Consider the following 12,877-nt stretch of genomic DNA (forward strand, 5'->3'; position numbering starts at 1 on the left):
GCGCAGGGCGCAAGGGGGGCCTGCGCGATTGCAGGTGAACCCGGATGAACCTCTGATCTAGCCGATCGACCAGACGAACGGTGCGCCGGCAGTGACATTCGGCTTCAGATGCACCGGAATGCGCCGCCCGCAGCCGGCGGCCAGCCCTTCGAACAGGCCCGTCAGCACGCTGGCGCAGGCCGGGTGATAGTCGGCGACATCGGCCATCAGCTTCCAGCCCTGCTGGCGGATCTCGAACTGGCCCTCGGACTCGGTGATGTCAGCGATATCGTCCTGCGACTCGAAGAGAGTGCGCAGGAATGCGGCAAATTCCGCGGCACGGCCGCGGCTGCCGCCAAGCGCCTGCGCGACCTCGTCGTAATACTGCATGCCGATCAGCCTGCCGGTGAGATGCAGCAGATAGCTCGCATCCTCCGGGCCGAACACCTGCACGATGACCGGCGCGGCCGTCTTCACATATTCCATCGCGTAGTTGCGATAGGCCTTTTCCAGCCGCGGCTTCGGCCAGCTGTCGACCGGCAGTGCCGGCGCGGTCTTGGGATCGAATGGCGGCGCCTCGAGATGGCGCGCGAACACCAGGCGCTGATCGAGCTCGAGCGGATGATCGTACTCGCAGTAATAGCCTTCGAGCCCGTCCTGGCCGTCGACACTCTGCTTGGTGCAGACGAAGCCGAGCCGCAAGTTCCCAAGGGCGACGCCATTGTTGGCGTGCCAGCCGCGCAGCATCGCGCGCGAGACCTTGCCGGGGACGCCGCAGATCGCCGTGCCCTTCCAGATCCAGCGCGGCGGCGGATAACGGATCCAGGCCTTACGGTCATTCTCGTACATGTATTCGACATGCACGCCGCCGATCCAGTTGGAGAGATAATGATACTGCGCGGCCGCGACCGCCGGCGGCAGACCGTCGAGGCCGAGCTTCTTCAAGCCGGGGAGAAAGCGTTCCTGCTGCTGGCGGCGAAACACGCGGAAGACGAACTCCGCGGCGTCAGTCGTGCCGCGCCGCGTGACCACGGTGAGGATCAGCCCGGTGAAGAAGGCATGATAGAGATCGGCGACGCTGCGCCACTTCCGCCACTGGGCTTCTTGTGAGCTTTCGCCTGCAGTCATGTTCGCTCCCTGGCTCTTGTTGGCGAGGTCGAGCTCGCATGCGCAATCGTAGCCCGGATGCAGCGAAGCGCAATCCGGGGCAGCTCGATCCGCGTATGCAGCGTCCCGGATTTCGCTAACGCTTCATCCGGGCTACGGAATTACACGCGCGCGAAACGGAATTACACGCGAAAATGCTTGGAGAGCTTCAGGCCCTGCGCCTGATAGTTCGAGCCGATGCGCTGGCCGTACAGCGCGTCGGGGCGCTCGAGCATGCGTTCATAGACGAGGCGGCCGACGATCTGGCCATGCTCGAGAATGAACGGCACCTCGCGCGAGCGCACCTCCAGCACGGCGCGCGCGCCCTTGCCGCCGGCGCCGGCATAGCCGAAGCCTGGATCGAAGAAGCCGGCATAGTGGACGCGGAATTCGCCGACCAGCGGATCGAACGGCACCATCTCCGCGGCGTAGTCCGGCGGCACCTGCACCGCCTCCTTCGAAGCCAGGATGTAGAACTCGCCGGGATCGAGAATGAGGCTGCCGTCGGGCCGCGCCTTGATCGGCTCCCAGAAATCGTCGACCGCGTAGCCGCCGCGGCGATCGACATCGACCACGCCGGTGTGGCGCTTGGCGCGATAGCCGACGAAGCCGCCTGAGCTCTCGCCGGAGAGATCGACCGAGAGCGCGACCCCATGGGTGAGATCGGCATTCGCGGCGTCGACCAGCCGCTCGGCGGCATGCAGCGCATCGAGCTCGTCGGCGGAGAGCGTCGCCTCGCCGATCCGGAAGCGGACCTGGCTGAGCCGTGAACCCTCGCGCAGCAGCACGGGAAACGTCTTCGGGCTGATCTCGGCGTAGAGCGGGCCGTGATAGCCGGCGCCGATCATGTCGAAGCGGCGGGTGCCGTCGGCGATCACACGGGTGAAGACGTCGAGCCGTCCGGTCGAGCTCTTCGGGTTGGCCGCGGCCACGATCTCCGGCGGCAGCGCCAGGCTCTCCAGCAGCGGCACGATGTAGACGCAGTTGGTCTCCAGCACCGCGCCGTCGGACAGATCGATCTCGTGCAGCTTCAGCTCGTCGATCCGCTCGGCGACGGTGGCATCGGGCCCCGGCAGGAAGCTGGCGCGGACCCGGTAGGCGATGTCGCCAAGGCGCAGATCGAGGCTCGCCGGCTGGATCTGGCTCTCGACGAAGTCGTAGGCGGGCAGAATGAGGCCGGCCTCCGCCATCTCCGCGATCATGCGGTCGGGCAGGATTCCGTTGGATTCTTCTTCCAGCGTGAACGACACGGCGCGGTCCCTCGGCGATCCCTCGAGATGGCCCAGAAATCATACTCCAGGCGGCCATCAAGCCCCAAAATATGGGCTTTTACGGGTTATCCGATGACCGTCTTGACGGAAAGGGCGCGAGGGAATATCAGCTGCACTTATCCCGTGGTGATTTGAGCCGGCCGGCTTGCAGCCACGTTAAATAAGTCGCTAAACAGGCCGGGGACAGTGTGATCCCGGCTTGTGGAGGTTGCTCCAGGCCGGTTTTTTTGTGGCCATTCTCCAGGAGAAGTGGCCACTTCGGAGGTCACATGTCTGAATCTGAAGGTACCGCCCGCTTTCGCCCCGAAACCCGCCTCGTCCATGGCGGCACGCTGCGCTCGCAATTCGGGGAGACGTCGGAAGGGCTGTTTCTCACCCAGGGCTACGTCTACGACAGCGCCGAGCAATGCGAGGCGCGCTTCAAGGGCCAGGATCCCGGCTTCATCTATTCGCGCTATTCCAACCCGACGATTGCGATGTTCGAGCGCCGCATGATCGAGCTCGAGGGCGCGGAAGCCGCACGCTCGACCGCGACCGGCATGGCCGCGGTGACCACGGCGATCCTCGCGCCGCTGAAGGCCGGCGATCACGTGGTGGCCTCGAAGGCGCTGTTCGGCTCCTGCCTCTACGTGGTGCAGGACCTGTTGCCGCGCTACGGCATCGAGACGACCCTGGTCGACGGCCTCGATCTCGACCAGTGGCAGCGCGCATTGCGGCCGAACACCAAGACCTTCTTCCTGGAGAGCCCGACCAATCCGACGCTCGACGTGCTCGACATCGGCGCGATCGCAGAGATCGCGCATAGCGGCGGCGCCCGGCTGATCGTCGACAATGTGTTCGCCACGCCGATCTGGCAGAGCCCGCTGTCGCTCGGCGCCGACGTCGTGGTCTATTCCGCGACCAAGCACATCGACGGCCAGGGCCGCTGCCTCGGCGGCATCATCCTGTCGTCGGAAGCCTTCATCGCCGAGCACATCCATAATTTCATGCGCCAGACCGGGCCGTCGCTGTCGCCGTTCAACGCCTGGGTGCTGCTGAAGGGGCTGGAGACGCTCGGCGTCCGCGTTCGCGCCCAGACCGAGAACGCGGCGAAGATCGCCGAGGCGCTGGCCAGGCATCCGAAGGTCACGCGGCTGGTCTATCCCGGCCGTCCCGACCATCCGCAGGCCGCGACGGTGAAGAAGCAGATGGGTGCCGGCTCGACGCTGGTCGGCTTTGAGGTGAAGGACGGCAAGGCCGGCGCCTTCCGCTGCCTCAACGCGCTGAAGATCTCGCGCATCTCCAACAATCTCGGCGACGCCAAGAGCCTGGTGACGCATCCCGCGACCACGACGCATCAGCGCCTGGCGCCGGAGGCGCGCGCCGAGCTCGGCATCAGCGAAGGTTTCATTCGCTTCTCGGCCGGGCTCGAGCATCCCGACGACCTGATCGAGGATTTCGAGCGGGCGCTGGAGCGGGTCTGAGGCGAGGATAGAAGCCCCAACGAGACTGCGCCCCCTCTCCCGCTTGCGGGGGAGGGCTGGGGTGGGGCTCTCTCCACGAGTCACATCTTGGAAAGAGCCCCCACCCGCCGCGCTATGCGCGTCGGCCTAAGAGCGAGCTTCGCTCGTCTCGACCCCGCAAGCGGGAGAGGCGAAGCGAGTAGACCGGCCCTTACGTCGCCGCCGTCGTGACGCCGCCGTCGACCACGATGGTCTGGCCGGTCATGAAGGTCGAGGCGTCGGAAGCGAGATAGGCCACGGCGCCGGCGATCTCGTCGGGCTCGCCGATGCGGCGGAGCGGCGTCGATGCGGTGCGGCGCTTCAGATTATCCGGGTCCTCCCACAGCGCGCGGGCGAAATCGGTTTTCACCAGGCCCGGCGCCACGCAGTTGACGCGCACACCCTTCGGGCCCCACTCGCCGGCGAGGCTGCGGCACAGCGCGAAGTCAGCGGCCTTGGAGATGCCGTAGGCGCCGATCACGGTCGAGCCGCGCAGGCCGCCGATCGAGGAGATGATCACGACCGAGCCCTTGCCGCGCTCGGCCATCTGCGGGATCGCCAGCGCGGACAGCCAGATGTTGCTCTTGACGTTCGAGCCCATGATCTTGTCGAAGGCCTCGTCCGTGATGTCGAGCAGCGGGCCGTAATACGGGTTCACCGCGGCATTGCAGACCAGGATGTCGATCTTGCCGTAGTGCTTGATCGTGCCCGAGACCAGCGCCTCGACCTCGTTGCGGCGCGCGATGTTGCAGGGGATGACGAGCGCATCGCCGCCCGCCTGCTTGATGCCGTCGGCGACTTCCTGGCAGGCATCCGCCTTGCGCGAGGAGATGACGACCTTGGCGCCGAGTTTTGCCAGAAGCTCCGCCGAGGCGCGGCCGATGCCGCGGCTCGAGCCGGTGATGACCGCGACCTGGCCGGTGAGATCGAACGGGGTGTTTTTCATTGTTGTTTCCCTGAGTTCTACGAAGACCCGTCATGCGCGGGCTTGACCCGCGCATCCATCTTTTGAAAAGCGATGGATTGCCGGGTCAAGCCCGGCAACGACATCTCACGCCAGCAGCCCGCCGCCCTCGCTGACGCGACGGAGGTGGTAGTCGGTGTCGCCGAGCGTGTTCTCGATCATGGTCAGCCGCTTGAAGTAGTGGCCGATCTTGGCCTCCATGGTCATGCCGATGCCGCCATGAAGCTGGATCGACTGCTGGCCGACGAACTTCAGGGACTTGCCGACCTGCACCTTGGCGGCGGCGACCGCTGACGAACGCTCCTTGGCATCGTCGAAGTCCGACGCCATGGTGGCGAACATCGACATGCTGCGGGCCTGCTCCAGCGCCACGAACATGTCGGCGGCACGGTGCTGCAGGCTCTGGAACGAGCCGATCGCAACGCCGAACTGCTTGCGGGTCTTGATGTACTCGACGGTCTCCTTCAGCGACTCGTCCATCGCGCCGACCGCTTCCGCGCACAGCGCGGTGCGGGCTTCGTCGGCGACGCGCTCGATCAGGGGCAGGCCGTTCTCGGGATCGCCGATCGCCGCGTCAGCGCCGACCTCGACATTGGTGAAGGTGATGTCGGCCGCGTGCAGGCCGTCCTGGGTGGGATAGCCCTTCCTGGTGACGCCCTTGGCATCCGCCGGAACCAGGAACACGCCGATGCCGGTCTTGTCGCGCTGGCCGCCCTTGGTGCGCGCGGTCACGATCAGCGTGTCGGCGTTCTCGCCGTTGAGCACGACGAACTTCTCGCCGTCGATCACCCAGCCGGCCCCCTTCTTCTTGGCCGTGGTCACGACGTCGAAGAGATCGTAGCGCGAGTTCTTCTCGAGCTGGGCAAAGCCGAAGGTCCTGCTGCCGTCGATGATGCCGGGAATGTACTTGGCCTTCTGCTCGGCCGAGCCGCCATGGCGCAGGAAACCGCCGGCGACCACGACGGTGGCCAGATAAGGCTCGACCACCAGCGCCTTGCCGAGCGCTTCCATCACGATCATGGTCTCGACCGCGCCGGCGCCGAAGCCGCCGTCGGTCTCCGCGAAGGGCAGGCCAAGCAGGCCCTGCTCGGCGAGCTTGCCCCAGAGCGCTTTGCTCCAACCGCCCTTCTCCTTCATGTACTTCTTGCGCGCATCGAAGTCGTAGGCATCCGCCAGCAACCCGTCGACGCTCTCCTTGAGAAGGCGCTGCTCCTCGGACAGATCAAAATCCATGTTCGTTCCCTTAACTAACTGATCGTTGTTCAAGCCGGGGCCCTCTTCACCTCGCCCCGCTTGCGGGGAGAGGTCGGATCGCGAAGCGATCCGGGTGAGGGGTACAGGTCTCTCGGCAGTCGTTGCTTGGAGAGATGCCCCTCACCCCAACCCTCTCCCCGCAAGCGCGGGGAAAGAGAGAGGAAACTACAGCCCCAGCACGGCCTTGCTGATGATGTTGCGCTGGATCTCGTTGGAGCCGCCGTAGATCGAAACCTTGCGGTTGTTGAAGTAGCTCGGCGCGATCTGCGCGGTCCAATCCATGCTCTCGTTCGAGCCGGCATCGCCGTGCTCGTCATAGGGCGCGGCAAACGGGCCGATGATCTCCATCAGCAGCTCGGTGGTGGTCTGCTGGATCTCCGAGCCCTTGATCTTGAGCACCGAGGAGGCCGGATTGGGCTTGCCCTTGCCGTGCTTGCCCTCGTCGGCGACGACGCGGAGCTGGGTCAGCTCGAGCGCCTTCAGCTCGATCTCGCAGGCTGTGAGCTTCTCGCGGAACGCCGGATCCTCGATCACCGGACGGCCGCCGGCCTCGACCTTGGAGGCCAGCGCGCGGATGCGGCGCAGCCGCTCCTTCGACACGCCGACCCGGGCGATGCCGGTGCGCTCATTGCCGAGCAGGAATTTGGCGTAATCCCAGCCCTTGTTCTCTTCGCCGATCAGGTTCTCGTAGGGCACCTCGACGTCGTCGAAGAACACCTCGTTGACCTCGTGGCCGCCGTCGATGGTCTGGATCGGGCGCACGGTGACGCCCTTCGACTTCATGCTGAACACGATGAACGAGATGCCCATCTGCTTCTTCGCGGCCGGATCGGTGCGGCAGAGGCAGAAGATCATATCGGCGTGCTGGGCGAGCGTGGTCCAGGTCTTCTGGCCGTTGATGATCCACTTGTCGCCACGGCGCTCGGCCTTGGTCTTCAGCGACGCGAGGTCCGAACCCGAACCCGGCTCCGAGAAGCCCTGGCACCACCAGTCGTCGACATTGGCGATCCGCGGCAGATATTCCTTCTTCTGCTTCTCGTTGCCGAAGGTGTAGATGACCGGGCCGACCATGCTGACGCCGAAGGCGAGCGGCTGCGGCGCGGGATAGGACTGCAGCTCCTCGTTGAAGATGTAGTGCTGCACGGTGCTCCAGCCGGTGCCGCCATATTCCTTCGGCCAGTGGGTGACGCCCCAGCCCTTCTTGTTGAGGATGCGCCACCAGGTGACCATCTCGTCCTTCGACAGATGGCGGCCTTCCTGCAGCTTGCGCCGGGTCTCCGGCGGCACGTTGTTCTTGAAGAACTCCCGCACCTCCTCGCGAAACGCTATCTCTTCCTTGGTGAAAGCGAGATCCATCGGATCCTCCTTTTGAAATTCAATTACCCTTCTAACTCTCTCGCTGTCGTCCCTGCGAAAGCAGGGACCCATAACCACCGGCCATCGCAACTGGCAAAGCCGGCCGCCACTCTGCCCCTTACCAGGGCCGCAGCGTATGGGTCCCGGCTCGCGCTTCGCTTGGCCGGGACGACATCGTCACTGCAGCACCTCGAACAGGCCGGCCGCGCCCATGCCGCCACCGACGCACATGGTGACGACGGCGTATTTGGCGTTGCGGCGGCGGCCCTCGATCAGCGCGTGGCCGGTGAGCCGCGCACCCGACATGCCGTAGGGATGGCCGACCGAGATCGCGCCGCCATTGACGTTGATCTTCTCCGGATCGATGCCGAGCTTGTCGCGGCAATAGAGCACCTGCACCGCGAACGCCTCGTTGAGCTCCCAGAGATCGATGTCGTCGACCTTGAGGCCGTGGCGCTTCAGCAGCCGCGGCACCGCGAACACCGGGCCGATGCCCATCTCGTCCGGCTCGCAGCCGGCGGAGACGAAGCCGCGGAAGATGCCGAGCGGCTTCAGCCCGCGCTTGGCGGCTTCCTTGTCGCTCATGATCACGGAGGCGCTGGCGCCGTCCGAGAGCTGGCTGGCATTGCCGGCGGTGATGGTGAAACCTTCGCCGCGCACCGGCTTGAGGCTGGCAAGGCCTTCGGCCGTGGTCTCCGGCCTCGGACCTTCGTCCTGCGACAACGTCACCTCCTTCATCGTGACGGCACCGGTCGCCTTGTCGGTGACCGCCATCATGGTGGTGATCGGCGCGAGCTCTTCCTTGAACTTGCCGCCCTGCTGCGCGGCCGCGGTGCGGCGCTGGCTTTCCAGCCCATACTCGTCCTGCTTCTCGCGCGAGATGTTGTAGCGCTTGGCGACGATCTCGGCGGTGTCGATCATGGGCATGTAGACCTCGCCCTTGATCTTGAGCAGCGCCGGATCCTGGGCGTGGAACGAATTCATCTTGTCGTTCTGCACCAGCGAGATCGATTCACCGCCGCCGCCGACCGCGATCTCGACACCGTCGAAGATCACCGAGCGCGCGGCGAGCGCGATCGCCTGCAAACCGGAGGCGCACTGGCGGTCGATGGTGGTGCCGGCCACCGTCACCGGCAGCCCGGCGCGGAGCAGCGCCTTGCGCGCGATGTTGCCACCGGTCGCACCCTGCTGCATCGCCGCACCCATCACGACGTCCTCGATTTCCTTCGGATCGACCTTGGCCCGCACCACCGCTTCGCCGATCGCGTGACCGAGCAGCGTCGCGCCTTCGGTGGCGTTGAGCGCGCCGCGATAGGCCTTGCCGATCGGCGTGCGGGCGGTGGAGACGATTACGGCGTCGGTCATGAACGGGATCCTGCAGTCTGTTGTTGAGTGGCTTGGGATGTTTTCGGCTGTTGCTGGCGCAATTCGTGACGCGACAGCTTGCCGACCGGGGTGCGCGGGAGCTCGTCGACGAATTCGACCGCGGCCGGCAATTCGTGCTTGCCGACCTTGCCGGTGAGGAAGGCGCGCAATTCGTCGATCGAGAACGGCCTCTCGCCGTCGCGCAGCTTGATGAAGGCCTTGGCCGCCTCGCCGCGGTAATCGTCGGGAATCCCGATCACGATCACCTCCTGCACGGCAGGATGGGTGTAGATCGCCTGCTCGATCATCTGCGGATAGACGTTGAAGCCGCCGGAGATGATCATGTCCTTCTTGCGGTCGACCAGGTAGAAATAGCCGTCGGCGTCCATATAGCCGATGTCGCCGGTGAGGAAGCGGTCGCCGACGAAGGCCTCCGCGGTCTCCGCGGGCCTGTTCCAGTAGCCCTTGGTGACGTTCGGGCCGCGGATGCGGATTTCACCGACCTCGCCGACCGGCATCACCCTGGTGGAATCCTCCAGCGACACCACGTCCATCTCGATGCCGGGCAGCATCAAGCCGATCGAGCCCGGTTTCTCCGGCCCCTCCTTGGGATGGCCGGTGCCGGGCGAGCAGGTCTCGGTCATGCCCCAGCCGCTCTTCAGCTTCATGCCGACGCGGCGCTCGAAGATCTTCGCCACCTCGACCGGCAGCGGCGCGCCGCCGGAGCCGGCGACCACCAGCGAAGAGAGATCGCGCTTGTCGAGATCGGGCAGCGAGGCGATCGCGATCCACATCGTCGGCACGCCGGGAAACACCGTCGCGCGCTTGACCTCGATGTCGCGCATCACGGCCTCGACGTCGAAGCGCTGGTGCAGCGAGATCAGATGGCCGCGCCGGATCGCCGACAGCAGCACGACGGTCAGCGCGTAGATGTGAAACAGCGGCAGCACGCAGATCACGCGCTCGATCGCATTGCGTTCGAGCCGCCCCGGCCTGCCCCAGACGTCGTAGATCGACACCGCCGCGCTGAGATTGCCATGGCTGAGCATGGCGCCCTTGGGCAGGCCGGTGGTGCCGCCGGTATATTGCAGCAGCGCGACGTCCTCGACGTCGACCGCCGGCCATTGCGACGGCCTGATCGCGCCGTCGATGAACTGGCGATGCGTGATCACAGCGGGATTGTCGGGCAGCGCGGCTTGCGGCGTGCCGACCTTGCCCCAATGGTCGTCCTCGCAGACGATGAGGCGGTCGAGCAGACCCTTGGCGAGGAATTTCAGCGCGGTCGGCAACAGCGCCGACAGATTGCTGGTGACCAGCACCCGCGCGCCGGAGTCGGAGAGCTTGTGCGACAGCGCAATCTCGCCGTCGAGCGGCGACAGGTGCACGACGCGGGCGCCGGCCTTCAGCGCCCCGAAGAAATTGATCGGATGGTCAGGCGAATTGCCGAGGAACAGCGCGACCGACGTGCCCTTGCCGTAGCCGGCCCGCATGAAGGCGGCAGCGGCGGTCTCGACCAGGGCCTCCAGCTCGGCGTAGCTGATCGGCCGGTCGCGGAATTCGAGCACCGGGCGCGCGCCGAACTCGGCGGCGGCGCTCGAGAGCAGGTCCGGCAGCGTGCCGCGCGTGATCTCGTCGCTCCACCGCACGCCGTTGGGATAATATTGTTCGCCGGGATAGGTCATGGATGCCTTCGCAGGGACTCTAAAGATCGTCATTCCGGGATGGCCCGAAGGGCCAGGCCCGAAAATCCATCAATCCACTCGTTCGACGGCGCCATGGGTTCCGGGTTCATCGCTTTGCGATGCCCCGGAACGACACATGGTTGGGCCGTCGCTCGATCACGCCGCCTTCGACGGCGCGGCGAGCGAGGCGAAGGTCTTGCCCTCGTCGGCGAGCTTCTTGAGCAGCGGCGCCGGCTCGAGCGAGGGATCGTTGGTCTCCTTGGCGTAGAAAGCCAGGCGATCAGCGATGTGCTTGAGGCCGACGGTGTCGGCCCAGAACATCGGACCGCCGCGATAGATCGGCCAGCCATAGCCATAGAGCCAGACCACGTCGATATCCGACGGACGCGCCGCGATGCCCTCGGCGAGGATCTTCGCGCCTTCGTTGATCATCGGGTACATCATGCGCTCGAGGATCTCGTCGTCGCTGACGACGCGCTTCTTGCGGCCGAGGCGCGCCAGCGTCTCGTCGATCAGCTTCTCGACCTCCGGATCGGGCAGCGCCGCGCGCGAGCCCGGCTCGTACTTGTAGTAGCCCTTGCCGGTCTTCTGGCCGAAGCGGCCGGCTTCGCAGAGCGCGTCGGCGATCTCCGACTTGATGCCGCGGTCCTTGCGCGAGCGCCAGCCGATATCGAGACCGGCGAGATCGCCCATCGCGAACGGGCCCATCGGCATGCCGAACTTCGTCACCACGGCGTCGACCTGCTGCGGCAGGGCGCCTTCGAACAACAGTTTCTCGGACTGCTTGCCGCGCTGCGCCAGCATGCGGTTGCCGACGAAGCCGTCGCAGACGCCGACCACTGCCGGCACCTTGGCGATCTTGCGGGCGATCGAGACGGCGGTGACCAGCGCATCCGGCGCGGTCTTGTCGGCGCGCACGATCTCGCACAGCTTCATGACGTTGGCCGGCGAGAAGAAGTGCATGCCGAGCACGTCCTGCGGACGCTTGGTCGACTTCGCGATCTCGTCGATGTTGAGATAGGAGGTGTTGGAGGCCAGCACCGCGCCCGGCTTGGCATACTGGTCGAGCTTGCCGAACACTTCCTTCTTGACCGCCATGGTCTCGAACACCGCCTCGATCACGAGATCGGCATCGCCGACGTTCTCGATGCCGACGACGCCGTTGATCAGCGCCATGCGCTTGGCGGGCGCGTCCGCCGGGATGCCACCGCGCGCGGCGGTCGCCTCGTAGTTCTTCTGCATGATGCCCATGCCGCGCTTGAGCTGCTCCTCGCCGGTCTCGATCAAGGTGACCGGGATGCCGGCATTGGCGAACGACATCGCGATGCCGCCGCCCATGGTGCCGGCGCCGAGGATGGCGACGCGCGCCACGTTCCGGCCCTTGGTGCCCTCGGGGACACCGGAGATCTTGGCGGCTTCGCGCTCGGCGAAGAAGGCGTAGCGCTGCGCCTTGGACTGGTCGCCGTTCATCAGCTTGAGGAAGCCCTCGCGCTCCTTCTTCAGGCCCTCATCGAAGGGCAGGTCGATCGCGGCGCCGACGGCGTCGGCCGCGGCGAACGGCGCCTCGAGGCCGCGCGACTTCTTGGTCAGCGCAGCGACGGCATTGGTGAAGATCGAACGGTCGGCCTTGGCCGCGGCGAGCTTGCTGTCGTCATCGCGCAGCTTGCGCAGCGGACGCTTCTCGGCGACCACCTTGCGCGCAAATGCCTCACCGCCCGAGGCCGGTCCCTCGACGATCTCTTCGATCAGCCCGGCCTTCAGCGCCGCGTCCGCGCCGATCGGATCGCCGCCGACGATCATCTTGACCGCGAGCTCGGGACCGACCGCGCGCGGCAGGCGCTGGGTGCCGCCGGCGCCCGGCAGCAGGCCGAGCTTCACCTCGGGCAGACCGAGCTTGGCGTCCTTGGTGGCGACACGGTAATGACAGGCCAGCGCGACCTCGAGGCCGCCGCCGAGCGCGGTGCCGTGGATCGCGGCAACGATCGGCTTCGGCGAACTCTCCATCAGGCTCAGCACTTCGGCGAGCCCGGGCGGCTTCGGCGGCTTGCCGAATTCGGTGATGTCGGCGCCGGCGATGAAGGTGCGGCCGGCGCAGGTCAGCACGATGCCCTGAACCTGCGCGTCATCGATCGCGCTCTTGATGCATTCGAAGATGCCGCCGCGCACCGCGGCGCTCAGCGCATTCACAGGCGGACTGTTAACCGTGACGACGGCAATATTGTCATGACGTTCGAGCTTGACGACTTCACTCACCGGGACTCTCCCTGGATGCTTGTTCTTGAACTTGTGTTGAGTAGCTGCACGACTTGCGTTGAGCCGCTACGATTAGACCAATTTCGCACTGCGAAATTTAATTCCACATCTTGACATGGAGGGTTA

9 protein-coding genes and 1 riboswitch are annotated in these 12,877 nt (G+C 65.8%); of the genes, 1 reads left to right on the forward strand and 8 read right to left on the reverse strand.

What is annotated here, in order from left to right; translation table 11 throughout:
- Positions 1–57: 57 nt before the first annotated feature.
- Positions 58–1,107, reverse strand: coding sequence for a hypothetical protein (locus E2I15_RS26725; RefSeq protein ID WP_137481092.1), 1,050 nt, complete (start codon positions 1,105–1,107; stop codon positions 58–60).
- 161 nt (positions 1,108–1,268) lie between these two features.
- Positions 1,269–2,375: a 2'-deoxycytidine 5'-triphosphate deaminase gene (locus E2I15_RS26730; protein WP_137481091.1), complete on the reverse strand. Its 1,107-nt coding sequence runs from the start codon at positions 2,373–2,375 to the stop codon at positions 1,269–1,271.
- 134 nt (positions 2,376–2,509) lie between these two features.
- Positions 2,510–2,589: riboswitch (SAM riboswitch) on the forward strand.
- A 76-nt stretch (positions 2,590–2,665) separates the two neighbouring features.
- Here E2I15_RS26730 and E2I15_RS26735 point away from each other — a divergent pair.
- A complete protein-coding gene (locus E2I15_RS26735; RefSeq protein ID WP_137481090.1) occupies positions 2,666–3,859 on the forward strand; it encodes an O-succinylhomoserine sulfhydrylase in 1,194 nt (397 codons plus the stop codon).
- Positions 3,860–4,049: 190 nt separating this feature from the next.
- Here the strand turns inward: E2I15_RS26735 and E2I15_RS26740 are convergent, their stop codons facing one another.
- The 6 genes from E2I15_RS26740 to E2I15_RS26765 form a co-directional block, all read right to left on the reverse strand.
- Positions 4,050–4,823: an SDR family NAD(P)-dependent oxidoreductase gene (locus E2I15_RS26740; protein WP_038376643.1), complete on the reverse strand. Its 774-nt coding sequence runs from the start codon at positions 4,821–4,823 to the stop codon at positions 4,050–4,052.
- Positions 4,824–4,928: 105 nt separating this feature from the next.
- The gene (gene pimD / locus E2I15_RS26745) at positions 4,929–6,074 is read right to left on the reverse strand and encodes a pimeloyl-CoA dehydrogenase small subunit (protein ID WP_137481089.1); all 1,146 of its coding nucleotides are present in this window, start codon (positions 6,072–6,074) and stop codon (positions 4,929–4,931) included.
- A gap of 186 nt (positions 6,075–6,260) precedes the next feature.
- On the reverse strand, positions 6,261–7,451 hold the full coding sequence (gene pimC, locus E2I15_RS26750) for a pimeloyl-CoA dehydrogenase large subunit (protein WP_057016017.1): 1,191 nt from the start codon (positions 7,449–7,451) through the stop codon (positions 6,261–6,263).
- A gap of 177 nt (positions 7,452–7,628) precedes the next feature.
- Positions 7,629–8,816, reverse strand: a complete 1,188-nt coding sequence (locus E2I15_RS26755; RefSeq protein WP_137481088.1) for an acetyl-CoA C-acyltransferase — start codon at positions 8,814–8,816, stop codon at positions 7,629–7,631.
- Positions 8,813–10,498 (reverse strand): dicarboxylate--CoA ligase PimA, encoded by a 1,686-nt coding sequence (gene pimA / locus E2I15_RS26760; protein WP_137481087.1) that lies wholly within the window; start codon positions 10,496–10,498, stop codon positions 8,813–8,815. The genes E2I15_RS26755 and pimA overlap by 4 nt, the downstream gene beginning before the upstream one ends.
- A gap of 156 nt (positions 10,499–10,654) precedes the next feature.
- Entirely contained in the window at positions 10,655–12,751 is a 2,097-nt protein-coding gene (locus E2I15_RS26765; protein WP_137481086.1) for a 3-hydroxyacyl-CoA dehydrogenase NAD-binding domain-containing protein, read from the reverse strand.
- Between the last annotated feature and the right edge of the window lie 126 nt (positions 12,752–12,877).

The organism is Bradyrhizobium sp. BR2003 (assembly GCF_009720285.1).
Classification (GTDB): domain Bacteria; phylum Pseudomonadota; class Alphaproteobacteria; order Rhizobiales; family Xanthobacteraceae; genus Bradyrhizobium; species Bradyrhizobium elkanii.

Coding starts and splice junctions, on each gene's coding strand:
- E2I15_RS26755 (WP_137481088.1), bottom strand. CDS start 8,816: ATGACCGACGCCGTAATCGTCTCCACCGCCCGCACGCCGATCGGCAAG.
- E2I15_RS26725 (WP_137481092.1), bottom strand. CDS start 1,107: ATGACTGCAGGCGAAAGCTCACAAGAAGCCCAGTGGCGGAAGTGGCGC.
- pimA (WP_137481087.1), bottom strand. CDS start 10,498: ATGACCTATCCCGGCGAACAATATTATCCCAACGGCGTGCGGTGGAGC.
- E2I15_RS26740 (WP_038376643.1), bottom strand. CDS start 4,823: ATGAAAAACACCCCGTTCGATCTCACCGGCCAGGTCGCGGTCATCACC.
- pimC (WP_057016017.1), bottom strand. CDS start 7,451: ATGGATCTCGCTTTCACCAAGGAAGAGATAGCGTTTCGCGAGGAGGTG.
- E2I15_RS26735 (WP_137481090.1), top strand. CDS start 2,666: ATGTCTGAATCTGAAGGTACCGCCCGCTTTCGCCCCGAAACCCGCCTC.
- pimD (WP_137481089.1), bottom strand. CDS start 6,074: ATGGATTTTGATCTGTCCGAGGAGCAGCGCCTTCTCAAGGAGAGCGTC.